Origin of the sequence: Cellulophaga geojensis KL-A, from assembly GCF_000568425.1 — a bacterium.
In the GTDB taxonomy this organism is placed as follows: Bacteria; Bacteroidota; Bacteroidia; order Flavobacteriales; family Flavobacteriaceae; genus Cellulophaga; species Cellulophaga lytica.
Genome location: NZ_ARZX01000001.1, coordinates 33,176 through 56,865 on the forward strand (window position 1 = coordinate 33,176; position 23,690 = coordinate 56,865).

24 protein-coding genes are annotated in these 23,690 nt (G+C 32.2%); 7 read left to right on the forward strand and 17 right to left on the reverse strand.

The window, feature by feature from the left end:
• Nucleotides 1-1,236, forward strand: coding sequence for an exo-beta-N-acetylmuramidase NamZ domain-containing protein (locus tag KLA_RS00175; protein WP_034642728.1), 1,236 nt, complete (start codon nt 1-3; stop codon nt 1,234-1,236).
• Here KLA_RS00175 and KLA_RS00180 read toward each other — a convergent pair.
• From KLA_RS00180 to KLA_RS00190, 3 genes are all read right to left on the reverse strand, one after another.
• Nucleotides 1,233-2,063: a sterol desaturase family protein gene (locus KLA_RS00180; RefSeq protein ID WP_013621766.1), complete on the reverse strand. Its 831-nt coding sequence runs from the start codon at nt 2,061-2,063 to the stop codon at nt 1,233-1,235. The genes KLA_RS00175 and KLA_RS00180 overlap by 4 nt on opposite strands.
• A gap of 63 nt (nt 2,064-2,126) precedes the next feature.
• A complete protein-coding gene (locus KLA_RS00185) occupies nt 2,127-2,621 on the reverse strand; it encodes a YkgJ family cysteine cluster protein (protein ID WP_034642730.1) in 495 nt (164 codons plus the stop codon).
• Nucleotides 2,621-3,136: a DUF2059 domain-containing protein gene (locus tag KLA_RS00190; RefSeq protein ID WP_013621764.1), complete on the reverse strand. Its 516-nt coding sequence runs from the start codon at nt 3,134-3,136 to the stop codon at nt 2,621-2,623. Before KLA_RS00190 ends, KLA_RS00185 begins: the two co-directional genes overlap by 1 nt.
• 60 nt (nt 3,137-3,196) lie before the next feature.
• Here KLA_RS00190 and KLA_RS00195 point away from each other — a divergent pair, with 60 nt between their 5' ends.
• Both KLA_RS00195 and KLA_RS00200 read left to right on the forward strand, forming a co-directional pair.
• On the forward strand, nt 3,197-3,913 hold the full coding sequence (locus KLA_RS00195; protein WP_034642732.1) for a class I SAM-dependent methyltransferase: 717 nt from the start codon (nt 3,197-3,199) through the stop codon (nt 3,911-3,913).
• A gap of 68 nt (nt 3,914-3,981) precedes the next feature.
• Entirely contained in the window at nt 3,982-4,788 is an 807-nt protein-coding gene (locus KLA_RS00200) for a hypothetical protein (protein WP_034642735.1), read from the forward strand.
• Nucleotides 4,789-4,803: 15 nt separating this feature from the next.
• On the opposite strand, the gene KLA_RS00205 is transcribed toward KLA_RS00200, so the two are convergent.
• Genes KLA_RS00205 through KLA_RS00225 form a run of 5 tightly spaced genes read right to left on the reverse strand, consistent with a single transcriptional unit; the run spans nt 4,804 to nt 8,581 of the window.
• Nucleotides 4,804-5,232 carry a VOC family protein gene (locus KLA_RS00205; RefSeq protein ID WP_013621761.1) on the reverse strand — a complete coding sequence of 143 codons (429 nt, stop codon included), beginning with the start codon at nt 5,230-5,232 and terminating at the stop codon, nt 4,804-4,806.
• A 14-nt stretch (nt 5,233-5,246) separates the two neighbouring features.
• The gene (locus KLA_RS00210; protein WP_034642739.1) at nt 5,247-6,089 is read right to left on the reverse strand and encodes an alpha/beta fold hydrolase; all 843 of its coding nucleotides are present in this window, start codon (nt 6,087-6,089) and stop codon (nt 5,247-5,249) included.
• A 30-nt stretch (nt 6,090-6,119) separates the two neighbouring features.
• Nucleotides 6,120-6,488 carry a cupin domain-containing protein gene (locus KLA_RS00215; protein ID WP_013621759.1) on the reverse strand — a complete coding sequence of 123 codons (369 nt, stop codon included), beginning with the start codon at nt 6,486-6,488 and terminating at the stop codon, nt 6,120-6,122.
• Nucleotide 6,489: 1 nt separating this feature from the next.
• A complete protein-coding gene (locus KLA_RS00220) occupies nt 6,490-7,035 on the reverse strand; it encodes a hypothetical protein (RefSeq protein WP_013621758.1) in 546 nt (181 codons plus the stop codon).
• A 37-nt stretch (nt 7,036-7,072) separates the two neighbouring features.
• Nucleotides 7,073-8,581, reverse strand: coding sequence for a helicase HerA-like domain-containing protein (locus tag KLA_RS00225; RefSeq protein ID WP_013621757.1), 1,509 nt, complete (start codon nt 8,579-8,581; stop codon nt 7,073-7,075).
• A gap of 170 nt (nt 8,582-8,751) precedes the next feature.
• Here KLA_RS00225 and KLA_RS00230 point away from each other — a divergent pair, with 170 nt between their 5' ends.
• The gene (locus KLA_RS00230; protein WP_232228747.1) at nt 8,752-9,399 is read left to right on the forward strand and encodes a 7-carboxy-7-deazaguanine synthase QueE; all 648 of its coding nucleotides are present in this window, start codon (nt 8,752-8,754) and stop codon (nt 9,397-9,399) included.
• 62 nt (nt 9,400-9,461) lie between these two features.
• On the opposite strand, the gene KLA_RS00235 is transcribed toward KLA_RS00230, so the two are convergent.
• The 7 genes from KLA_RS00235 to KLA_RS00265 form a co-directional block, all read right to left on the reverse strand.
• Complete coding sequence (locus tag KLA_RS00235; RefSeq protein WP_034642746.1) at nt 9,462-10,319, reverse strand: alpha/beta hydrolase; 858 nt, start codon at nt 10,317-10,319, stop codon at nt 9,462-9,464.
• 131 nt (nt 10,320-10,450) lie between these two features.
• The gene (locus tag KLA_RS00240) at nt 10,451-10,912 is read right to left on the reverse strand and encodes a GyrI-like domain-containing protein (RefSeq protein WP_013621754.1); all 462 of its coding nucleotides are present in this window, start codon (nt 10,910-10,912) and stop codon (nt 10,451-10,453) included.
• Between the two features lie 42 nt (nt 10,913-10,954).
• Nucleotides 10,955-11,680, reverse strand: coding sequence for a helix-turn-helix transcriptional regulator (locus KLA_RS00245; RefSeq protein WP_034642749.1), 726 nt, complete (start codon nt 11,678-11,680; stop codon nt 10,955-10,957).
• A 3-nt stretch (nt 11,681-11,683) separates the two neighbouring features.
• Nucleotides 11,684-12,655: a sulfurtransferase gene (locus KLA_RS00250; RefSeq protein WP_034642752.1), complete on the reverse strand. Its 972-nt coding sequence runs from the start codon at nt 12,653-12,655 to the stop codon at nt 11,684-11,686.
• Between the two features lie 151 nt (nt 12,656-12,806).
• On the reverse strand, nt 12,807-13,694 hold the full coding sequence (locus tag KLA_RS00255; protein ID WP_013621751.1) for a bifunctional 5,10-methylenetetrahydrofolate dehydrogenase/5,10-methenyltetrahydrofolate cyclohydrolase: 888 nt from the start codon (nt 13,692-13,694) through the stop codon (nt 12,807-12,809).
• 49 nt (nt 13,695-13,743) lie between these two features.
• Nucleotides 13,744-15,084 carry a signal recognition particle protein gene (gene ffh / locus KLA_RS00260; protein ID WP_013621750.1) on the reverse strand — a complete coding sequence of 447 codons (1,341 nt, stop codon included), beginning with the start codon at nt 15,082-15,084 and terminating at the stop codon, nt 13,744-13,746.
• Between the two features lie 134 nt (nt 15,085-15,218).
• On the reverse strand, nt 15,219-16,937 hold the full coding sequence (locus KLA_RS00265; RefSeq protein ID WP_034642755.1) for a hypothetical protein: 1,719 nt from the start codon (nt 16,935-16,937) through the stop codon (nt 15,219-15,221).
• Nucleotides 16,938-17,051: 114 nt separating this feature from the next.
• On the opposite strand from KLA_RS00265, the gene KLA_RS00270 reads away from it, so the two are divergent.
• The 3 genes from KLA_RS00270 (at nt 17,052) to KLA_RS00280 (ending at nt 21,088) form a co-directional block, all read left to right on the forward strand.
• Nucleotides 17,052-17,564: an RNA polymerase sigma factor gene (locus tag KLA_RS00270; RefSeq protein ID WP_013621748.1), complete on the forward strand. Its 513-nt coding sequence runs from the start codon at nt 17,052-17,054 to the stop codon at nt 17,562-17,564.
• A 94-nt stretch (nt 17,565-17,658) separates the two neighbouring features.
• Nucleotides 17,659-18,567 (forward strand): FecR family protein, encoded by a 909-nt coding sequence (locus KLA_RS00275; RefSeq protein ID WP_034643309.1) that lies wholly within the window; start codon nt 17,659-17,661, stop codon nt 18,565-18,567.
• Nucleotides 18,554-21,088, forward strand: a complete 2,535-nt coding sequence (locus tag KLA_RS00280) for a carboxypeptidase-like regulatory domain-containing protein (RefSeq protein ID WP_034642759.1) — start codon at nt 18,554-18,556, stop codon at nt 21,086-21,088. Before KLA_RS00275 ends, KLA_RS00280 begins: the two co-directional genes overlap by 14 nt.
• Here the strand turns inward: KLA_RS00280 and KLA_RS00285 are convergent.
• Both KLA_RS00285 and argS read right to left on the reverse strand, forming a co-directional pair.
• Nucleotides 21,085-21,897: a zinc-dependent peptidase gene (locus KLA_RS00285; RefSeq protein ID WP_051456014.1), complete on the reverse strand. Its 813-nt coding sequence runs from the start codon at nt 21,895-21,897 to the stop codon at nt 21,085-21,087. The two genes, KLA_RS00280 and KLA_RS00285, sit on opposite strands and share 4 nt — an antisense overlap.
• Nucleotides 21,898-21,915: 18 nt before the next feature.
• Nucleotides 21,916-23,688 (reverse strand): arginine--tRNA ligase, encoded by a 1,773-nt coding sequence (gene argS / locus KLA_RS00290; RefSeq protein ID WP_034642762.1) that lies wholly within the window; start codon nt 23,686-23,688, stop codon nt 21,916-21,918.
• Nucleotides 23,689-23,690: the final 2 nt, after the last annotated feature.

The following is a 23,690-nucleotide window of genomic DNA, read 5'->3' on the forward strand; positions in this document are numbered from 1 at the left end:
ATGGCAATTTTATCCGGTTTCAAAAGTACAGTTTTATTATGGTTTTTAATACTTTCTGCTTGCGGAAACGCCCCAAAAGCTAATTTTACAGCCAATACAGAAGAAAAACCTACAATTATACCCCCTAAAAAAATTGTAGTTGCAGCTAATAAAACTAATGATTACTTGCCATTATTAGAAGGTAAAAAGGTTGCAATTGTTGCCAACCAAACTAGTGTAATTTTTAAAACAGACAGCACCTACACGCATATTGTAGATTCTTTACAAACATTGCAGATTAATATAAAAAAAGTTTTTGCTCCAGAACACGGTTTTAGAGGCAAGGTAGATGCTGGTGAACACGTAAAAGATGGCGTAGACACTAAAACTGGTTTACCTTTAATATCACTATACGGTAAAAATAGAAAGCCAAATAATACACAGTTAAAAGATATTGATGTGGTGCTTTTTGATATACAAGATGTTGGTGTACGCTTTTACACTTACATAGCTACATTGCAATTGGTTATGGAAGCTTGTGCAGAAAACAACATTAAAGTTGTTGTGCTAGACAGGCCAAATCCAAACGGACATTATGTAGACGGACCAACTATGGAAACTGAACATAGAGGCTTTTTAGGAATGACAAATATTCCGTTAGTATACGGAATGACCATTGCAGAATATGCTACAATGATAAATGAAGAAGGCTGGTTAAATGGCAATAAAAAAGCCGACTTAACTATAATTAAGCTTAATAATTATAAACACACAAGTGATTATAATTTACCAATTAGGCCTTCTCCTAACCTACCAAACAATACTGCAATTACACTATACCCTAGTTTAGGTTTGTTTGAAGGTATGAACATTAACGCTGGCCGTGGTACAGAGTTTCAGTTTCAGCGTTATGGTGCTCCTTTTTTAGACAGTACAAAATATGGTTTTACTTATACTCCGCAACCTAATTTTGGATCTAAAAACCCAAAACACAAAGGGAAACTATGTTATGGTAATGACTTGTCTAAATCTGAAAGAATGAACACTATGACATTAAAATGGATTATAGATGCTTATGAAAATAGTACTGATAAAAGCAACGTATTTTTAACAAGCGGATTTACAAAACACGCTGGTACAGATAAATTACAAAAACAAATAGAATCTGGTATGTCTGAATCTGAAATTAAAAAGACTTGGCAACCAGCTATTGAAGAGTTTAAAAAAATAAGAGCTAAATACCTTATTTACAACTAAGTTTTAGTTGTAGGTTTCCTATATTTATGAAAGGGTTGCTTTAGCAGCCCTTTTATACTTGCATTCTCTACCTCATCTGGAAAAGTATCTACACCATATACAATACTATCACGGTCTAATTTCATAAATGTACCAAACAACCTATCCCAAACTGAGAAAATGTTGCCGTAATTGGAGTCGGTATAAGGCAAAACATAATGATGATGCACTTTGTGCATATCTGGAGATACTAAAAAATAACTTATAACCTCATCTACCCTCTTAGGTAGTTTAATGTTAGCGTGTCCAAATTGTGTAGCAACTAATGATAAAGATTGGTATAACATTACAACACCCATTGGTGCACCAACAATAAAAACACCTGCTAAAGTAAACACAAAACGTATTACGCTCTCTAACGGGTGGTGCCTGTTTGCTGTAGTAGTGTCTACATTATGGTCTGTATGGTGAACCAAATGTACCATCCACAACGGTTTTACTTTATGCTCTGTAAAGTGTGCTAGGTAAGCGCCAAAAAAATCTAGTAACATTACACCTATTATCACATACAACCATAAAGGCATTTGTGGTAACCAATTTATAATCCCAAAGTTATTTACAACAGTCCAATCACTTGTTTTAAGCAATAAAAAAGCGAGCAAAAAATTTATTACAACGGTAGTAAAAGTAAAAAACAAATTAGGCAATGCGTGTCGCCATTTTTTATACGTAAAACTTTGTAACGGTAAAATACCTTCTAAAAGCCAAAAAAATGTAATACCACCAACTAAAATAAAGCTACGGTGAGCAGACGGTATGGTTTCAAAATATGTAATTATACTTTCCATCTTCTAAATATAAAAAAAACCGTTAACTTTTTAATTAACGGTTTGTATATAAAAGCATAATTACTACACTTTAATTCTCTTTTTCATTTCTTCTACGATATTATAAGCAGCCGGACAAATAGCAATATTTTTCATTGTTAAATTACTTATTTGCTGAAACTTTTTACGGTCTGTATGCGGAAACTCTCTGCACGCCTTTGGCCTTACATCATATATAGAGCAATAATTATCTGGGCCTAAAAAGGTGCAGGGTACACTTTGCAATACATAATCATTCTCTTCATCTATACGTAAATAGTTTTTTATAAACTGCTGTGGTTTTTGCCTAAAAAATTTTGCAATGCGCTCTACATCTGCATTGGTAAATAAAGGCCCTGTTGTTTTACAGCAGTTGGCACAAGTAAGGCAATCTGTTTTAGTAAACTCCTCTTCATGAAGTTCTTGCATTACATAATCTAAATTTTTTGGCGGCTTTTTTTTAAGTTTGGTAAAAAACTTTTTATTCTCGTTTTGCTTTTGTTTCGCCTTTTTGGGTAGTTCTTTTAAAACTTCTTTCATTATTTTAATAAACTCATAGCTGTTTCATACAAATCTCTGCTCCAAGCCTCAGAAGCAGCTCCTATTTCTTTGCTAAGCACTTGTTGTTTTGATATTATTTTTTTTCCAACCTCAGAGTTGTAATATGCATTAAGCTCTTGTTTTTGTTCCTCTGTCATTTTTGTTCTGTCTGCTAGCATTTGTTTAGCAGCTTCACCTCTATAAAAGCCTAACATTTCTTTAATATCTTCTTGTGTAAAATGTTTTGTATATACTACTTCTAAATCGTTTAAAATTTCAGCTACAGCCTTACTTTTATTATCATTTAAATATTTGTAAGCATCTGCATTCTTATCTGTTTTTGGATGATTTTTATGCAACATTGTAAGTAATTGGTCATACGCATACTGGTATTGAGCCGCAGAACCATTAGCTTTTAAATACGTTGCTACCAAACTATTATCTTTTTTTGTTTGTGCAATACCATTTGTTGCAAAAAAAAGAACTAAAACTAATGCAATACCAAGTTGTTTCATATAAAATACTTTCTAATGTTGTTAAAAAATGCCACTTTTGTTGGCTAAAATACAAATAAAATGGGAAGCGATATTTTTGGTGCCGCAATGTTAGATTATCTTAATAATACCTACAAAGAAGACATTGTAACGCGTTCCTCTATTTCTGAAGATGACACAATTCCCGTGCCATACCTTTTTAGGAGTTATGCAGAAATGCCAATTATAGAGCAAAAAGCACTAAATTTAAGTAAAGGAAAGGTTTTAGATATTGGTTGTGGCGCTGGTAGCCATAGCTTGTATTTGCAAAATAAAAATATAGATGTTACCGCTTTAGACTCATCTAAAGGAGCCATAGAAGCTTGTAAAAAAAGAGGCGTATCTAAAACCATAAATGCTAAAATACTAGAGCACAACTCTACTACATATGATACGCTTTTACTACTAATGAATGGTATTGGTATTGTTGGCGAGCTAAATAAGCTAGGAGACTACCTACAACACTTAAAATCTTTATTAAATACAAACGGACAATTGCTACTAGATTCTAGTGACATAATTTATATGTTTGAGGAAGATGAAGATGGCGGCTACTGGATTCCTCCTGGTAAAGATTATTACGGAGAGGTAGATTACGAAATGCAATACAAAAATGAAAAAAGCGACACTTTTCCTTGGTTATATTTGGATTACAACACACTACAACGCGCAGCTATTTTAAATGGTTTTAATTGTGAATTGATAGTTGAAGGAGAACATTACGACTACTTAGCTAAACTTACTGTTGCTAAGCAATAGAAGTGCCCTTTTATACGTTTGTAAGTAGGGTTTTGTTGCAACTAATTGTTAGTTATAAAAAGATATATATGAAGAATTTTAGCGCTTTACTATTTGCTGTTTTGTTAGTTGTTAGCTGTTCTAGTACAGATGACAGTACCTCAGAACAAAAAGCAGGAACAAATAAAACATCTAATCTGCAAGGCTCTGGAGATTCTGCAAATGAAATATTATCTAACAATACCTACAGTAAATTAGCATTAGAAATTGTGTACGTTGAAGGTTTTAGGCCTAATGATGCATCTTTGGCTAATTTTACAGATTTTATTAATGACATTACCTTTAAAAACGAAATTACAACTACTTACAAGCAAGTTTCTTCTCCTAATGAAGAAGACTTAACTATAGAAGAAATAGCAAAGCTAGAAACAGATAATAGAACTGTTTATAATACAGATGATACTTTAGCTATTTACATTTACTTTGCAGATGCACCGTCTAATAATGATGATGAAGAAACAAACTCTGTTACTTTAGGCGCTGTATACCGTAACACATCTATGGTTATTTACGAATCTACAATTAAAGATTTAGCCGCTAAAAGTGCTTTAGTATCAGAAACATCTGTAGAAACTGCAACACTCCAACATGAGCTTGGCCACTTAATGGGTTTAGTTAACCTTGGTACAGAAATGGTACACCCGCATGAAGGCGAAACTACAAACGATGATGGTGAAACTGTGGGTAGTAACCACTGCAATGTAGAAGATTGTTTAATGAACGCAAAACTAGAGTTTGGTGCTGGTATGAAAAAAATGCTTATTGCTAGTAAAAACGGACTACCTACACTAGATGCAGAATGCTTAGCAGATTTAAAAGCTAACGGCGGCAGGTAATTACTTTAGCATTTACTATTTTGCAAATAATTGATTTAAATCTTTAAAGGCTTTAAACTCTAGCGCATTACCAGCAGGATCATAAAAAAACATAGTTGCTTGTTCTCCGGTTTCTCCTTTAAACCTTACATAAGGCTCTATTACAAAAGTTACTCCTTTTGCTTTTAAGTCTTTAGAAAAATTCTCAAAAGTTTCCCAAGGTAATACTACACCGTAATGAGGTACAGGTACATTTTTACCATCTACAGCATTAGTATGCAATTCTTCTGTTTCTGTTTTTGGCTTGTAATGTATTACCAATTGGTGACCAAACAAATTAAAATCTACCCAATGGTCACTACTTCTTCCTTCTGGACACTCTAAAACATCTCTGTAAAAAGTTCTACATTCCTCTAAATTATGTACAGGTATTGCTATGTGAAAAGGTGCTATTGGGTATTTCATAATATCTATTTTATTTAGGCTTCTTTTAAAAATGACAGGACAGCATTACTAACTTCATCTTGGTGTAATGAGTGGCCATAACCTTCTGTTACCAGTAATGTACTAGTAGTCCAATTTTTATGCACTAATTCAGAGTCTGAACAAGGAGCTATTAAATCTAACCTATCATGTACTAGTAACCCTTTTTTAGTGTTCTGCTTTGCGTACTCTGAAATAGAAAAATCCTCTGGCAAAAAATTAAACTTTTCAAATATAAATTCTTTTAAACTGTTAAAAACAGCATTATTAAACTTTAACATTGCCTTGTAATTTTTTAGTATGGTATAAAACTCAGACGGAGCTCCTAATATTACAAGTTTTTCTACAAAAGTATTGTTGTATTTGTAATTATTGTACAAGGTAGTCATACCTCCTACACTGTGGCCTATAATATGTTTTGGCTGGTATTTGGTTATTAATGCTTGCGCTACTTCTGTATAAATTGGCACGTGCAAAACAGTACCTGTAGAGTTACCATGTGCTGGTGCATCAAAAGCAATAATATTGTAATTTTCTTTAGTTAGGTAACCTATCAAATTTCGCCATCTAAACACATTACTTTCCCAACCGTGTAACAGCAAAATTGTTTCTTTTTCTCCAGGCCATTGGTATACTTGCAAATCTATATTTGCGGTAGTTACCACTTCTTTTTTTGCGTTGTTTAAAAACTCTTTTTGGTGTGGTAATACCTTACCTTTTCTTGGCGTACAAAAAAGATAAAATGCTTTTTTAGCTGCAGTCTTTGTAGAGAATACAGAAAGCACATTAAAATATGCACCATAAGCTATAGGTATAATTTTACTTAGCATTTTTTTCATAAAAAAGGTGTAGGCTAGTATAAATAGGGGTTAATCTTCTTCTCTATGTACCGTATCAATAGAAAAAGCTGGGGTACATATAGAAATATACTCACAAGGAGCATCAAAAGGGTTTGCGTATTGTACGCGTGTATTTTTCTCTATACGTATAGATTGTCCTTGTTCTAAAACAACGAGTTCACCAGCTATAGTAAATTGTTTTTTTCCCTTAATAATATAAGTATACTCTGTAAACTCAGGAGTCTGAAAAGGCTCTGACCAACCTGGTGGTGCTACCATATGAGCAATACTCATATCTTGCTGTTTATTAGTTGCTCCGCCAAAATGTTCTTCTATTAATTTACCATCTGTAGTAGGCACAACAAAAGGCTCTGTTTGTATGGTATACTTCTTTTTCATACTATTCCCAATCTATCATTAAGTATTTTATTTTAGCAGCGTCTGGTATCTGTATTGCTTCAATATTGGTATTATTACTGTAGCGTAAGTTCTCTGGCAGCTCTTTTTTATCAATAGTAAAATACACATCACTATCTTTTATAAAAAGTACAACATTATTCATAGAGGTTAATACTTTTCTTATGGTGTAATTATCCTTAATATCTTTAAAAGTACTAAGTAAATTAACCCCTTTTTCTGTAGTGTAACGCGGGTCTAAAACTCTAATATTGTCTATAATAGTATCGTTACTAATACTTACTGTAAATAATGGTTTACCTCCTTTTTCGTAAATATGCTCTTTGCGCATACTTGCACTTAATTGTATTGCATTATCTTTTACAATAGAGTCTGATGCGTAAATTGTTTCTATATCATTAGCAGAATTATTTTTACTTAACTTTCCAAAACTAGTTGTAGTTATTAAAAATTCTGAATCTGTACCTTTTCCGCATTTAGCTGCTAAAATTGCTACTGCAACTAAGCAGGTAATTGTAATTTTTTTCATTTAAAATATGTAGTTAGTAAGTAGGTTTATTTTTTATTTAGCGTAACACTTTTTTAAGCACACCTAACATACCTCTTATAAAAGTAGCACTGGTTAACACTTTTACAATAGGGTTTTGCCTTGTACTTCTAGAACGACTACTAGTACGTTTTGCTGCTGGTTTTTCTTTTTCTTTTGCTGCTATTTGCTCTGCCTTTTCAATTTTATCATTTAGCATTTCATAAGCACTTTCTCTATCTATACTATCATTGTATTTTTTAACTAGAGAAGATGAGTCTATAACTTCTTTTAACTCTTTTGCAGTTAAAACGTCCATACGGCTCATAGGTGCACGCAACATTGTAGCTGCTAATGGTGTTGGCCTTCCTTTTTCATCTAAAGCAGATATTAAAGCTTCTCCTATACCTAAAGATGTTAATACATCTTCTGTATTGTAATACTCACTATCTGGGTAATTTTGCGCAGCTAACTTAATAGCTTTTCTATCTTTTGCTGTAAATGCACGTAATGCGTGTTGCACTTTTAACCCTAGTTGTGCCAAAACATCTTCTGGTACATCTGCAGGGTTTTGTGTTACAAAATATACACCAATACCTTTAGAACGTATTAATTTTACTATACTTTCTATCTGGTTTAATAATGCTTTAGATGCTTCATCAAAAATTAAGTGAGCCTCATCTATAAACAATACTAGTTCTGGTTTATCACTATCTCCTTGTTCAGGAAAAGTATCATAAATTTCAGCCAATAGACTTAGCATAAAAGTTGAAAACAACTTTGGCCTATCTTGTATATCTGTTAATCTTAAAATATTAATGTATCCTCTACCGTTTTCATCAATCCTAGTTAAATCATCTACCTCAAAAGATTTTTCACCAAAAAATAAATCGGCTCCTTGCTGTTCTAACTCTATTATTTTTCTAAGAATTGAACCTGTAGAAGCAGAAGAAATTCTTCCGTAGCTTTCTTTAAACTCTGCCTTACCCTCTTCTGTAGCGTACTGTAGTACTTTTTTAAAATCTTTAAGGTCTAAAAGTGGCAATTTATTATCATCACAATACTTAAAAATAACTGCAACAATACCTTCTTGCGTTACTGTTAAGTCTAAAATTCTAGAAAGCAACACCGGACCAAATTCAGATACTGTAGCTCTTAACTTTACACCATCTTGCTCAGACAACGACAAAATTTCTACAGGAAAACTTTTAGCGTTAAAAGGCAAACCTATTTTAGCATGGCGTTCATCTATTTTAGGATGTCCTGCACTTGGTTGTGCTATACCACTTAAATCTCCTTTTAAATCCATTAACATAACTGGCACACCTTTGTCTGACAAGTTTTCTGCCAATACCTGTAATGTTTTTGTTTTGCCTGTACCTGTAGCACCTGCAATTAAACCGTGACGATTAAGTGTTTTTAAAGGTACTTTTACAAACGCATTTGTAACGGTTTCACCGTCTACAATACCAGCGCCCATAGTTATAAAGTCTCCTTTTGTAGCGTATCCTTTTTCTATATCTGCTAAAAACTTTTCCTTGGTGCTCATTTCTTAAAATTTTGATAAAAATAGCTTAAATTTAAACAACTAAAAAGAGAAGTTTTACAGTAAACACAATAAAACATTAAGTTACAGACGCTATAAATGTTATTTTTTTTGATGTTACCCTATAACTCTATGCTATCTTTTACGTAAAGTTAGATAGTGAAACACAAAAAATGTATCTTTGCATAATGGTTAAAAATGAGGTATTAGCATTGGTAGACAAAGGAGAAATGCTTCCGTTAATGGAAGAATTTTATACCATACAAGGAGAAGGTTTCCATAAAGGAACTGCTGCGTATTTTATACGTGTAGGTGGCTGCGATGTTGGTTGCCATTGGTGTGATGTAAAAGAAAGTTGGAATGCGGCTACGCACCCACCAACAACTATTGATGCCATTGTAAATAACGCAGCAAAATACTCTAACACTATTGTAGTTACAGGCGGCGAGCCATTAACGTGGAATATGGCACCACTTACTGAAGCTTTAAAGGCTAAAAAATTACAAACACATATAGAAACTTCTGGAGCATATACCTTAACTGGTATTTGGGACTGGATTTGCTTATCTCCTAAAAAAAATAAATTACCACAAGGTATTATTTATGATAAAGCAGATGAGTTAAAAATGATAATTTATAATAAAAACGATTTTAAATTTGCCGAAGAACAAGCGGCTAAAGTAAATAAAGATTGTATTTTATATTTACAACCAGAATGGAGTGTTAAAGATAAAATGACTCCGTTAATTGTAGATTTTGTAATGAAAAACCCGCAATGGAAAGTATCCTTACAAACACACAAATATTTAAACATACCATAAAAAAACAAGCTAGTATAAATTTATACTAGCTTGTTTTAATTTTACACCTTTTGTATGCTTAGCTAATGCTGATGAAAAGCTGCCGATACAAATTTTAAAACTTCTGGTAGAGACTCTCTCCAATACGTCCAATTATGCGCACCATCACGAACTCTGTACTCGTGTGGTATTTTCTTTTTCATCATAGAAATATGTACCAAACTATTTCCTTCAAATAAAAAATCATCATCTCCGCAGTCTATATACCAACGTACAGATTTAATATCTTCTACCGGAATAGAATCTAACAAAGAAATGGCAGAATGTCTTTTAAAATACTTTCTCATTTCTGCTACAGATTTTTTTTCGCTCTCTGCAAAATCTTTAATTTTTACGGTGTCTTTTGGCAACATACCCACAGAGGCACTGAGCGGACAAGCAGAAGAAAATAACTCTGGTTTATGTAAAGCATACATAAAAGTACCACCACCACCCATAGAGAGTCCAGAAATTGCACGATAGCGTTTTTCTCCTTTAATTCGGTATTTTTTTTCTACATATGGCATTAACTCTTCAAAAAAGAAATCTTCATACCTCCAATCTTCAGTATTAAAATACCCGCGTTTGCCAGTATTAGCATCTGGCATTACAATAATCATTGGTGTTGCTTTGCCTGCCTTAATAGCTTTGTCTGTAATATGTAAAACTTCTCCAAACTGCACCCAACCCGTGTGGTCATCACCAGCACCATGAAGCAAATACAATACAGGATAATCTCTTTTAGATGACTCGTAATCTGGCGGTAGGTAAATTGAAAAGCTACGTTCGCTTTTTAGAATTTTACTTGTAAGTTTTAGGTTATCAAAAACCTTACCTGTTTGTGATTTTACTGCAAAACTAAACAACAAACAAAAGCAAATAGTAGGTATTAATTTTTTCATGGGGCAAAAAACTTTATAGGCTAGTGTCCTTAAATATAAAAAATGTAGCCCAAAACAGGACTACATTCTCTTTAAACCTTTTAATATATTGGTTAAGTTACCACTGTAACCTAACTACTACAATATTAAAACTACTCTTTAATAGCTATAAAAATGGGAACCTCAGCATTTTCTGGGTTACTTGCTGCTTCACCATAAATTTCAAAGTCTGATGTATACAAACGATCTACTTTTGAATTCCAAATTTCTAACCATTTGTTATACACTACGTTTTTAGATAAGTCTCCCTTTGCTATACTTTTTTTATAGGTTGATGCCTTAATAGTATGTGCTACCATACCATTTGGAACCTCATCTATACTAGAAACTTTACATCCTAAAATAGTGTCATAAGGCTTTGTGTAGTCGCTCTCATAATTGGTATAAATTGAAAAAATTTCGGAACTTATTTTATTAGGAATTTTATCTAAAATTTGCTCAGACATAAAAGTGTTCCATAATGCAACAATGTCTTTTGCTGCTTGCTCGTTTTCATTTGTAGTACGTACTTTAATACCTATTACATAAAAAGACTCTAGAGTTTCAGTTTTCATAATTCTTATTTTTTATTGATTTTTATCAAAAATAAACCAGCTCTATGTCATAGGAGTGTCAGGGGTGTTTTCCCATTTTTTACGAGCCATATCAAAATATTCTTGCAGTGTTAATTTATGAGGATCAAAAGAAGTAGATAACATCATTAATTGCTGAATACAGTCTACCCTAAATGCTCTAAAATCTTTACGTAACCTACAAAAGGCTATTAGTACCCAATTGTCATTATTATGTATAAGCGCAAAAGGCTCTATTGTTCTTTTAGTTTTTACATTCTGAAGCGACAAATAACTTATTTGAAGTAATTTATAGTTGGTTAATGCTATTTGCAACTGCATTAAATGGTTACTTGTTACGTGCTTTTCTAAATTTGTTCTAATATCTAAACGCTCTGTAAGTAAGGACGATTTATCTCTTTGAGAATATTTTAAAACCGATTTTATTTTTTCTACCGCACTGCTATACTTTTCTATAAAAGAAATGTCTTTATTTTTATTTACAATTTGCTCAGCAGTTATTAAAGCATTTGCTTCTTCTTCTGTAAACATTACAGGCGGTAACTTATAACCATCTACCAAAGAATACCCCTTGCCTTCTTCTGCATAAATAGGAATTCCAGATTGCTCTAAAGTACGTATGTCTCTATAAATAGTTCTTATACTAACCTTATACTTTGCTGCCAGCTCTGTAGCAGTCACAATTCTTTTGCTTTGTAACTGCGTAACTATTGCTGTTAGCCTCACCAATCTGGGTTTTCCTTTTTCCATTTATTACTCTTCCTCTTCCTTATCTAACTCTTCCGCATTAAAGTCTTCATTATCACTAATACTCTCTTGTACAATTTCTTCTTCAGCAGCTTTGGTTTCATTAACCTCATCTAAACTTACATCATCTTCTAATTCTACTTCTTCTTCTAATTCTTCTTCATACAATTGTACCCACTCTGTCCAAGAGCCATCATAAACAGATGTATCTTTAGTGTCATCTACCAATTTACTTGCTAACAAAATAACACAAGCTGTTAAACCAGAACCACAACTAAAAACTAATGGTTTATCTTCTGCTAAAATTGGCTCTAAAATAACCTCTAATTCTTCTTTAGATTTAAATTTACCATCCTCTAAAACATCTGTAAACGGAAGATTAATAGAGCCTGGTATGCTACCACTAGCTAAATCTTCTCTAGGTTCTGGCTCCGTACCATTAAACCTGCCTGCAGAGCGTGCATCTACAACTAAAGCGGTATTGCTCTCTGTATTTTCTTTAACCATTGAAAAATTTACAACTGCAAACTCTTTTTGGTGTGCAATAAAGTTACCTAAAGGAATTCTTTTTTTAGCAGCCTGTTCTGTTGGTAAATCTTGCGCTACCCACTCTGGCAAACCACCATCTAAAACTGTAACATTATTATGACCAAAGGTGTTAAATAACCACCAAACTCGTGGTGAGGTATAAATACCTAAATTATCATACACCACAATTTTACTATTTTTATTTATTCCTAATTTACGTGCCTCTTCTTGAAACTGTTTAGCGCTAGGTATAGTATTTGGAAAATTACTAGAAGCGTCACTAAAATTAGCTTTTATATTAAACTTACGAGCTCCTTTTATCTGCAAATCTTCTAGGTTAGTACTTAAACCAGATACGTTTGTAGCAGGACTAGCGTCTAAAATTATAATGTTATTTTCTTCTACCAATAAGGCTTGCAGCTCTTTAGCCGAGATAAGGGGTGTTTTCATTATTTTATATTTATGCGGATTAAAATTACCTATTTAAATGGTAGGTTTGAAGCTAACTTATTAACATAAAAAAACCATTGCACAATATGCAATGGTTTAGTATTATTACTAAAAATTTTTGTTTATTTAGCTTTAAAAATAGCTACTATTTTTATCTATTAGCATTTCTATGACGCTCTCTTGCTAATAAAGTATTCTTTAACAACATAGCAATTGTCATTGGTCCTACACCACCTGGAACAGGTGTTATAAAAGATGCTTTTTTACTTACATTTTCAAAATCTACATCACCAGTAATATAGTAACCTTTTGGTTTTGTATCATCTGCTACACGAGTAATACCAACATCTATAACTACAGCATCATCTTTTACCATTTCTGCCTTTAAGAAATTAGGAACTCCTAACGCAGAAATAACAATATCTGCCTGAGAAATAATTTGTGTAATATTTTTTGTAGCACTGTGTGTTAAGGTAACTGTAGAGTTCCCTGGCCAACCTTTACGTCCCATTAAAATACTCATTGGCCTACCAACAATATGACTACGACCAATAACAACGGTATGTTTACCTTTAGTATCTACTTTATAACGCTCTAACAACTCTAAAATACCAAATGGCGTTGCTGGTATAAACGTACTCATATCCAAAGCCATTTTACCAAAGTTGGTTGGATGAAAACCATCTACATCTTTATCTGGATCTACCGCTAAAAGCACTTTTTGCGTGTCTATTTGTGGTGGCAATGGCAATTGTACAATAAAACCATCTATTTCATCATCTTGGTTAAGTTCTTCAATTTTACGAAGCAATTCTATTTCACTAGTAGTACTTGGCATTTGTACTAAAGTAGACTCAAAACCAACACGCTCACAAGAACGTACTTTACTACCAACATACGTTAAGCTAGCCCCATCATTACCAACAATAATTGCTGCCAAGTGTGGTACTTTTTCTCCACGCTCTCTCATTTTGGTTACCTCAACGGTAATTTCTTCTTTAATTTGGTTTGATACTTTTTTTCCGTCTAGTAATTCCATTATTAGGTTGTTAGTTTGATGGTTTTATATTGAAACTAATTTTTATTAATTATGGGCGCATACCTTTCATACCACCCATCATTTGCATCATTTTTTTACCGCCACCGCCTTGCATCATCTTCATCATTTTGCTCATCTGGTCAAATTGTTTAAGTAATTGGTTTACTTCTTGTACAGATCTACCACTACCTTTAGCTATTCTTCTTTTACGGCTTGCGTTAAGTAAATTAGGAGTTTCACGTTCTACAGGCGTCATAGAATGTATAATAGCTTCTACGTGTTTAAAAGCATCATCATCTATATCCATACCTTTTAATGCTTTACCAGCACCAGGTATCATTCCCATTAAATCTTTTAGGCTACCCATTTTCTTAATTTGCTGAATTTGCTTTAAGAAATCATCGAACCCAAATTTATTTTTTGCAATTTTCTTCTGTATTTTTCGTGCCTCAGCCTCATCAAACTGTTCTTGTGCACGCTCTACTAAAGACACAACATCTCCCATACCTAGGATACGTTCTGCCATACGAGAAGGGTGAAAAACATCTATTGCGTCCATTTTTTCACCTGTACCAATAAATTTAATTGGTTTAGTTACTACAGATTTAATAGATATGGCTGCACCACCACGAGTATCACCATCTAATTTTGTAAGTATAACACCATCAAAATTTAACACATCATTAAAGGCTTTTGCTGTGTTTACAGCATCTTGCCCAGTCATAGAATCTACAACAAATAATGTTTCTTGAGGGTTTATTGCTTTATGTACATTGGCAATCTCTGTCATCATTTCCTCATCTACAGCTAAACGACCAGCTGTATCTATAATAACAACATTATGTCCGTTTGCTTTTGCGTGTGCTATACCAGCTTCTGCAATTGCTACCGGATTTGTATTACCACGGTCTGAGAAAACCTCTACTCCTATTTGGTCACCTACAACGTGTAACTGATCTATAGCCGCAGGACGATAAACATCACAAGCAACCAATAAAGGTTTTTTAGTTTTTTTAGTTTTTAGGTAATTAGCAAGTTTACCAGAAAAGGTTGTTTTACCAGACCCTTGCAAACCAGACATTAATATTACTGATGGTGTACCAGATAGGTTTATACCTTCTGCGTCACCACCCATAAGCTCGGTAAGCTCATCCTTAACCAACTTAACCATTAACTGGCCAGGCTGTAAGGTTGTAAGTACGTTTTGACCTAGTGCTTTTTCTTTTACTCTATTGGTAAATTCTTTTGCTATTTTAAAGTTAACATCGGCGTCTAATAAAGCTCTACGAACTTCTTTTAAAGTTTCTGCAACATTAATTTCTGTTATTTGTCCGTGTCCTTTTAAGACATGGAACGCTTTATCTAACTTTTCACTTAAATTATTGAACATAAGTCTACTTTTTTCTGGAAATGCAAATTTAATAATTACATTGGGAAGTGTATGGTTTAAGGCAAAAAATATGGCACAAAAAAAGGACAACTTGTAAAAAGTTGTCCTTTTGCATAATTATGATGTGCTAATATTTAGTCACATGCTTTGGTTAAGACAATAATTTCTTCTCCTCTTTCTAATTTAAAAGTATCTGTACCACATTCTATTACACTCCACTCTCCTATGTAGTTTGCTAAAGTCATACTTAAACTATTAAATTGTAATGTACCACTTTGCAAAGACCAATTACCTTCATCTGCTATTGTATTGTTAGCATCATAAGCGTGAATATTATTGTTAGAAAAATCTATGTATAATTCTTCAAAAAAAGTGCCATCTAAGTTTGTGATTTTAAATTTACACTGTCCTAGTAAAGCTTCATTTATATCTGCATCACTACAAGCAGCACCATCCTCACAATTTCTTTGCAATACATTTTGATACATTACCTCATCTTCATTGTAGATATCTACATACATTTGAGTTTCTGTATATGATCTTATTTTCCATTTTTCAGCAATCAATTCTTGATTGGCATTATAAAAAATAATGATATTACCTTCTAAAGCCCAAGTTGTAAAAGTATCTATAGTAAAAACACTTCCGTTTTCATCTACAAACTTAACCGTTCCGTTTTCTAAAAATTTAACATTGTAAACTCCAATACTAGAACTGCTAGGAACTGTAAACTCCCATTTACATTCTCCTAATATATCACTTAAGTTATCATTTGGATTGTTCCCAGATAAATCACAATATTTTTTTAATATAATTCTATCACTTCCGCCATTGGCAAAAAGTTTAATTTTATCATTGTTTAACTCATAAACAAACCAGTCTAAATTAAAATCTACAAGAGTTTCAAACTCTAATTTTAATTCTACTCTTTTACTGTTAACTCCTATATTAGTAGACCAAGCTCCTTCAATATAATTGCCATCATTATCTTTAGTTATTACAGTTCCGTTTTCTTTAAAGTCTACAATAAACTCTAAGTACTGTTCTGTTTGTTCTTGGCTGTCTCTAAAAATTTCTTGTAAAATCATAGGACAGTCTACTAAAAATGCATCTAACCTTTCTTTAGTAAAATCATCGTCATTGTAATCATTATCATCATCCTCATCACACATATCTTTTGCATTTTCTAACACAACAGCTAATTCTGCATTATTGTTTACAACAACTTTAGTCCCGTCATACTTTTCTAAAGTAATAGGAAAATCTATTCCAACAATATCATTAGCCCCTAAGCCTGCAAAAAACAATCTCATTTGCCTATCACTCTCTACCGTAGTAGTATTTGTAATTTCAAGGTTTGTATTAAAACTGAATAAATCTATTGGGTAAACAAAGTCTATGCACTCAATATCATCATCTTCACCACCTTCTATACACTCTTTAGCTTGGGCAACTAATTCTTCTCTACTATTAATAGTAATTTCTGTGTAGTTTGATAGTGTAATTTTAATTGGATAAATTATTTGTAAGTTGTAATCATCAGAATCTATTTCATCTAATATTTCTTCTATTAATTTTAAATCTGCTACAGAATCTATAGTAATATCTAAGCCATTTACAGTAACATTGTAAGGAAACTGTATGGCAAAACAACTAGCGCCATCAACTATATTGTCATAAGAGCCATCTTTAGAAGATGTTCCTTTAATTAAAGTAGCTGTGGCAGAAGTAGCTTCTATTGATTTACCATCATTGTTATCTGGTAATTCTTCAAACTCTTCTTGACAAGAAGTTAAACTAAATGTTGCTGTAAGTAGGGCAGCAAACATAAATTTTGCAAAAAAGTTTTTCATAATAATTTGGTTTATTTTTTGTTTTTATAGCTCTATAACAACTCAGTTAAAAAATACCCTACCAAAAAAATATCATTTTTTTAAAATACCTTTGGAAAAATAAAAAAACAAGTTTTGAACATAGACAACCACAACAATGTTTGCGAAGAGAAAGTATATAACCACCTCTTTACCACCAACTCTAAAACGGTGTTTAACTATATATATTATAAGTTTGGTAACGAAGAAAAAGCATATGACGCCGTACAAGAAGCTTTTGTAAAACTATGGGAAAATTGTGCTAAAGTTGTACCCACAAAAGCAAAATCTTATGTTTATACTATTGCCAATAATTTATATTTAAATATGATTAAGGCAGATAAAGTACGCTTAAAATATGCACACTTAAACACAGATGTGTCTAATGAAACACCAGAGTTTTTGCTTGAAGAAAAACAGTTTCAAGAAAAATTAGACAGAGCACTGGCAAATTTACCAGAAAACCAGCGTACTACTTTTTTACTTAATAGAATAGATAAAAAGAAATATGCAGAAATTGCAGAGTTAGAAGGTGTAAGTGTAAAAGCAATAGAAAAAAGAATGCATTTAGCGCTAAAATCTCTTAGAGAACACATAGATGGCATTTAATACATTGATGCCAAATTATATAGATTGATAAAAAATAAAATATAAAGTAGGGTTTTTTACTTATTGATTGTTATACCTACGTAAAGCAAAAGTTATGCAAGAGAATTACCTAGCCAAATGGCTAAATAACGAGTTAACAGAAGAAGAAATTATTCAGTTTAAAAAAACCGAAGAATACGCATCTTACCAAAAAATTATTACAGCTTCTAGTAAGCTAAAGGCACCAGAATTTGACCAAGAAAAGGCTTTACAGGCTATTAATAAAAAACGCAATACAAATAAACAAACCAAGGTTATTAAATTAAACCCGTTTAAAAAATACATTAGTATTGCCGCTGCTGTTATACTACTATTTGGCTTAGGTTATTTTTATACTACAACTTTAGAACAAACAGTTAGTACAGATTATGCACAAAATAACGAACTTATTTTACCTGATAACTCTGAAGTTAAACTAAACGCAGAGTCTAAAATTGCGTACAATAAAAATAAGTGGGACCAAAAAAGAGATGTATCTTTAGAAGGCGAAGCTTTTTTTAAAGTTGCAAAAGGAGAAAAGTTTACTGTAACTACAAACCAAGGTGTAATTAGTGTTTTGGGCACGCAATTTAATGTAGAAACTAGAGCAAACTTTTTTGAGGTTACTTGCTATGAGGGGCTTGTAAATGTAAACTACAATGGTAAAGACTACAAGGTTCCTGGTGGCACATCTTTTATGGTTATTAACGGTAATGTTGCACCGCTTAGTCACGTAAAAACACTGGTACCGTCTTGGACTTTAAATGAAAGCACTTTTAAAAGCATACCTTTAGAGTTTGTTTTTAATGAATTACAAAGACAATTTAATTTAACTGTAAACACAAAAAACGTAAACACAAAACAACTTTATACAGGCTCTTTTAACAACAAGGATTTAGATCTTGCGTTAAAGAGTATTAGTATACCTTCTAAAATTAGTTATACATTAGAGGAGAATAAGGTGTTGTTTTATGCTGAAAAATAAGTATTTAAAAGTTATTTTTTATTGCTTTTTTTTTGCCATTAGTTGTGTAGCTAATGCGCAAGAAAGCAGTAGTACGCTACCTTTAACAACTTACTTACAACAGTTAGAGGAGCAATTTAATATTAGAATATCTTTTGCTAATAAAGACACAGATACATTAACAATTACACCAAGCACAGATAATAACTTAGAAAGTATTTTAAATTATATAGCTAAAAAAACTTCTTTAACCTTAACTAAATTAAGTCAACGGTATTATGCTTTTTCTAAAGAGAATACCATAAGTATACACGCAAAATTTTTAGATAATTTTGAGCAAAACACTATAAATGGTGCTACCGTAGAAGTTTTAGAACAAAATATTGCTACAGTTACAGACTCTACCGGGTACTTTACATTAAACAATATACCCAAAGATGCTATAATTAAAGTACGTTTTATTGGGTACAAGACTATGCATTTTAATGCTACAGAACTTAATAAAAATAAACCAGTAAATACCTTTTTACTTAAACAACATTATGTACAATTAAAAGAGGTAGTAATTTCTAAGTTTTTAACTACTGGTTTACGTAAATCTAAAGATGGTAGTGTAATTTTAAATACTTCAGATTTTGGAATATTACCTGGACTTATAGAGCCAGATGTGCTACAAACAGTACAAGCATTACCCGGAATTAAAAGTAGCAATGAAACTGTGTCTGATATTAATGTGCGTGGTGGTACTAACGACCAAAACCTTGTGCTTTGGGAAGACATAAAAATGTACCAGTCTGGGCATTTTTTTGGGTTAATATCTGCTTTTAACCCTTACCTAACCAATAGCGTAACAATAACTAAAAACGGCACCAGTCCGCAATATGGAGACGGTATTAGTAGTGTTATAGATATGCGAACCAACAACAATGTAAACGATTCTTTTTTTGGCGCAGGTTTTAACATGATTAGTGCAGACGCATACACACAAGTACCTATTACTAACAAAGGAGCTTTACAGTTTTCTGCCAGAAGATCTATAACAGATTTTTTAAACTCGCCAACCTACAACAGGTATTTTGATAAGACTTTTCAAGACAGTGATATAGAAAATAATGACCGAGATACAGAAATTACAAGAAGAGAAGATTTCTATTTTTATGATTTTACAGCAAAGGCCCTATATGATATCACTAACAAACATAAATTGCGCTTTAGCTTTATTTATATGAACAACGTTTTAAATTATGAAGAGACTAACGCAAATAACGAAAGTAACTTTAGCAATTTAGATCAAAAAAACACCTCTTTTGGTGGTAGCTTAGAAAGTAAGTGGACCAATAAATTTTCAACCAAAATAAATGCCTACCGCACCTCTTACAATTTAAATGCTAATGAAGTAGCAAACAATCAAGAGCAACAATTACAGCAAACTAATAAGGTTTTAGAAAACGGGTTAAAAGTAAATACTAAATACCAGCTAACAGATAATATAAAGCTAATAAATGGCTATCAACTTATAGAAACAGGTATTATTAATTTTACCAATGTAACACAACCTCCTTATAAAAAAAACATAAAAGGTGTAATTAGAGCTCACTCTATTTTTTCTGAAATTGACTACCAAACTATTAAGCTAAAAGCAAGAGCTGGGGCTCGTGTAAATTACATTGAAAATATTAATACTTTTAAACGTTGGATAGTAGAACCTCGTTTAAACATAAACTACAATGTTGCCACAAATTTTAACGCATCTCTGTTAGGAGAATTTAAAAGTCAGACCACCAACCAAATTATAGATTTAGAACAAAACTTTTTAGGTGTAGAGAAAAGAAGGTGGATTTTAGCTGATGAAGATGAGTTACCTATAACCACAAGCAAACAATTATCTGTTGGGTTTAATTATGAAAAAAATAGCATTTATATTGGTATTGAAGGCTTTTATAAAAATGTAAAAGGAATAAGTACACTTACACAGGGGTTCCAAAACCAAGATCAATTTAATGGCGAAATAGGAAAATACAACATTAAAGGCATTGAGTTTTTAATTAACAAAAAAAACAATAATTATAGTACCTGGTTAAGCTACACATACAACTTAAACAATTATGTTTTTAAAGATATTACACCAAATACATTTCCTAATAATTTAGACATTAGACACACTATTACTTTTGCCGCAAATTACAATTACAAAAATTTTAAAATTGGTGTTGGCGTAAATTACAACTCTGGAAAACCCTATACAGAACCAGAAGAAGGCAATAATGCGTTAGATTTATTTAGTTTTCCTGCAAAAATAAATTACAAAGATCCAAACAGTAGTAGATTGCCAAATTATGTTAGAGCAGACATATCTGCACTCTACAACTTTAAAATAAGCAAAAAATATAAAGCCACATTGGGCACATCTATACTAAACATATTAAACAAAGAAAATATATTAAATAGATATTACAGAGTTACTAATGACAACGAAATTGAAACTGTAGAAAGTGTATCATTAGGTATAACACCAAATGCAAGTTTTAGAATAAATTTTTAAAGTTTGTTATGAAAACTAAACTCTTCAAAGTTAAGCATACGCGTAATTATTTTATACAACTCCGGAAAAGTGGCTACAAAATCTGATGGAGTCTCTACGTAATTTTCCAAGGCAACAGCAAAAAATTCATGAATATTTGTAGTTGCATAAGGTCTAAAATACTGAGTACTTTCTACTCGTTTTAAAAATTCCTTATCATGCAGCAATTTTTCCATTTTTGCTAATCCGTTTCTAAACTTAACAGCTGTGTATTTTAAATCTTTTTTAAAGTGAAAAGCTAATGCGTGGGCAAACTCATGCACTCCTAAATTTAGGTTATCTGTAGCATTTTCAAAACCACTTAATACGTGTTCGGCAGAAAAAACCAATGTTTTTAATTGCGGATTATACTCTCCTAAATGATTTTGTTTTGTAATTGTAGAAAAGTATGCAGAAGGGTAAATAAGTATTTTTTTTATTGTAGATATTCTATAATCTTTAAAACCTAACATTAAAAAAGCTGCCGTTGCAGACAATAGCAGCTTTATTTCTTCATCCTTAGAACTTTGTTCTGAAAATATAAATGTTTTATTAGCTCTAAATCTAGATACTCTGTTTTTAAACTTTTGTTTGTGCTTAGAAGACAACAAAGAATACGCAGGCAAATTTTTAATTATTAAATGTTCATCTGCTGCAGATAGCTTAATATTCTCTTTAGAAGGAGTAAAAAAGTATAAATCTGCTATATAGTAAAGAATATAAATAAAGTAGCCTAAAATTGCTAGTAAAGCAGTAATACCAAAAATACTAACCCCTAAATCATCACCCATTAAATTTGTTTATAAAAATTACATGCGGTTTGGAACCTCTATGCCTAATAAAGTAAACGCAGACTTAATTACTTCTCCTACTTTTTTAGACAATTGTACTCTAAATATTTTCTTTTGCAAGTCTTCTTCTGGCAAAATTGGCACATTTTGGTAAAAAGAGTTAAATTCCTTAACCAAGTCGTACGTATAATTTGCTACTAAAGCAGGACTATAGTTTTGAGCTGCATTTTGTACCACAGAAGGAAAAACTTGTATTTGCTTTAAAAGCTCCTTTTCTTTTTCATGTAAATCATTAGCAGTTACAGAAGCCGTATAATCAAAATCTGATTTTCTTAAGATAGACTGTATTCTGGCATATGTATATTGTATAAACGGCCCTGTGTTACCTTGGAACTCCACAGATTCTTCAGGGTTAAATAAAATACGTTTTTTAGGGTCTACTTTTAGTATGTAATATTTTAAAGCTCCCAAACCAATTATTCTATAAAGCTCTTCTTTTTCTTTATCTGTATACCCGTCTAATTTACCTAATTCTTCAGAAATACTAGCTGCTGTAGCTGTCATATCTTTCATTAAATCATCTGCATCTACAACAGTGCCTTCTCTACTCTTCATTTTTCCGCTAGGTAAATCTACCATACCATAACTTAAATGGTACAATTGTTCTGCCCATGAAAAACCTAATTTTTTAAGTATTAAAAATAGCACGTTAAAATGGTAATCTTGCTCATTACCAACAGTATAAACCATACCATTTACATCTGGATAATCTTTTGTACGTTGTATGGCTGTACCTATATCTTGGGTCATATAAACCGCAGTACCATCGGCACGTAATACAATTTTTTCATCTAAACCTTCATCAGACAAATCTATCCAAACACTACCATCTTCTTTTCTGTAAAAAACACCTTTTTCTAAACCTTCATCTACAATATCTTTTCCTAAAAGGTAGGTATCACTCTCGTAATAATAGGTGTCAAAATCTACGCCTAAATTTTTATACGTTACCTCAAAGCCATTATAAACCCATTGGTTCATTGTTTTCCACAAGGCAACAACTTCTTTATCACCTGCTTCCCATTTACGTAGCATTTCTTGTGCTTCTAATAAAATAGGTGCTTGTTTTTCTGCCTCTTTAGCATCTGTACCTTTAGCTACTAATTCTGCTATTTGTGCTTTATACTCTTTATCAAACCTAACGTAGTAATTACCAACTAATTTATCGCCTTTAATGCCTGTACTTTCTGGAGTTTCTCCGTTACCAAAAAGTTTCCAGGCTAACATACTTTTACAAATATGTATACCACGATCGTTAATAATTTGAGTTTTATATACTTTTTTACCAGATGCTTTTAAAACCTCTGCAACAGAGTAACCTAATAAATTGTTTCTAATATGTCCTAAATGTAGTGGTTTATTAGTATTAGGAGAAGAGTACTCTACCATAACAGCATCTTCAGATTCTGTTACAAACCCATAATTTTCTGTGTTTTTAATACCATTAAAAAAGTTTACATAAAAAGCATCGCTAATTACAATATTTAAAAAACCTTTAACAACATTAAAATTTTCTACTTCGGCTACATTATCTTTTAAATACACACCTATTTGCTCTCCAATTTGTGCAGGGTTACCTTTAACAAAGCGCAAAATAGGAAAAACAACCACAGTTATATCGCCTTCAAAATCTTTTCTTGTTGGCTGAAATTCTACTGTTGGCAGCTCTATTTTATAAATAGCTAAAACTGCTTCTTTTACCTTTTGCGTTAACACTTCTTGGATATTCATTA

What these genes read in the sequence shown, in the direction of transcription:
- KLA_RS00245 (WP_034642749.1), bottom strand. Translation starts at nt 11,680, where the DNA reads ATGGAAAAAGGAAAACCCAGATTGGTGAGGCTAACAGCAATAGTTACG.
- KLA_RS00250 (WP_034642752.1), bottom strand. Translation starts at nt 12,655, where the DNA reads ATGAAAACACCCCTTATCTCGGCTAAAGAGCTGCAAGCCTTATTGGTA.
- KLA_RS00210 (WP_034642739.1), bottom strand. Translation starts at nt 6,089, where the DNA reads ATGAAAAAAATGCTAAGTAAAATTATACCTATAGCTTATGGTGCATAT.
- ffh (WP_013621750.1), bottom strand. Translation starts at nt 15,084, where the DNA reads ATGTTCAATAATTTAAGTGAAAAGTTAGATAAAGCGTTCCATGTCTTA.
- KLA_RS00265 (WP_034642755.1), bottom strand. Translation starts at nt 16,937, where the DNA reads ATGAAAAACTTTTTTGCAAAATTTATGTTTGCTGCCCTACTTACAGCA.
- KLA_RS00175 (WP_034642728.1), top strand. Translation starts at nt 1, where the DNA reads ATGGCAATTTTATCCGGTTTCAAAAGTACAGTTTTATTATGGTTTTTA.
- KLA_RS00225 (WP_013621757.1), bottom strand. Translation starts at nt 8,581, where the DNA reads ATGAGCACCAAGGAAAAGTTTTTAGCAGATATAGAAAAAGGATACGCT.
- KLA_RS00255 (WP_013621751.1), bottom strand. Translation starts at nt 13,694, where the DNA reads ATGGAATTACTAGACGGAAAAAAAGTATCAAACCAAATTAAAGAAGAA.
- KLA_RS00190 (WP_013621764.1), bottom strand. Translation starts at nt 3,136, where the DNA reads ATGAAACAACTTGGTATTGCATTAGTTTTAGTTCTTTTTTTTGCAACA.
- KLA_RS00220 (WP_013621758.1), bottom strand. Translation starts at nt 7,035, where the DNA reads ATGAAAAAAATTACAATTACCTGCTTAGTTGCAGTAGCAATTTTAGCA.
- KLA_RS00285 (WP_051456014.1), bottom strand. Translation starts at nt 21,897, where the DNA reads ATGGGTGATGATTTAGGGGTTAGTATTTTTGGTATTACTGCTTTACTA.
- KLA_RS00280 (WP_034642759.1), top strand. Translation starts at nt 18,554, where the DNA reads ATGCTGAAAAATAAGTATTTAAAAGTTATTTTTTATTGCTTTTTTTTT.
- KLA_RS00180 (WP_013621766.1), bottom strand. Translation starts at nt 2,063, where the DNA reads ATGGAAAGTATAATTACATATTTTGAAACCATACCGTCTGCTCACCGT.
- KLA_RS00275 (WP_034643309.1), top strand. Translation starts at nt 17,659, where the DNA reads ATGCAAGAGAATTACCTAGCCAAATGGCTAAATAACGAGTTAACAGAA.
- KLA_RS00185 (WP_034642730.1), bottom strand. Translation starts at nt 2,621, where the DNA reads ATGAAAGAAGTTTTAAAAGAACTACCCAAAAAGGCGAAACAAAAGCAA.
- argS (WP_034642762.1), bottom strand. Translation starts at nt 23,688, where the DNA reads ATGAATATCCAAGAAGTGTTAACGCAAAAGGTAAAAGAAGCAGTTTTA.
- KLA_RS00235 (WP_034642746.1), bottom strand. Translation starts at nt 10,319, where the DNA reads ATGAAAAAATTAATACCTACTATTTGCTTTTGTTTGTTGTTTAGTTTT.
- KLA_RS00205 (WP_013621761.1), bottom strand. Translation starts at nt 5,232, where the DNA reads ATGAAATACCCAATAGCACCTTTTCACATAGCAATACCTGTACATAAT.
- KLA_RS00230 (WP_232228747.1), top strand. Translation starts at nt 8,752, where the DNA reads ATGTATCTTTGCATAATGGTTAAAAATGAGGTATTAGCATTGGTAGAC.
- KLA_RS00200 (WP_034642735.1), top strand. Translation starts at nt 3,982, where the DNA reads ATGAAGAATTTTAGCGCTTTACTATTTGCTGTTTTGTTAGTTGTTAGC.
- KLA_RS00215 (WP_013621759.1), bottom strand. Translation starts at nt 6,488, where the DNA reads ATGAAAAAGAAGTATACCATACAAACAGAGCCTTTTGTTGTGCCTACT.
- KLA_RS00240 (WP_013621754.1), bottom strand. Translation starts at nt 10,912, where the DNA reads ATGAAAACTGAAACTCTAGAGTCTTTTTATGTAATAGGTATTAAAGTA.
- KLA_RS00195 (WP_034642732.1), top strand. Translation starts at nt 3,197, where the DNA reads ATGGGAAGCGATATTTTTGGTGCCGCAATGTTAGATTATCTTAATAAT.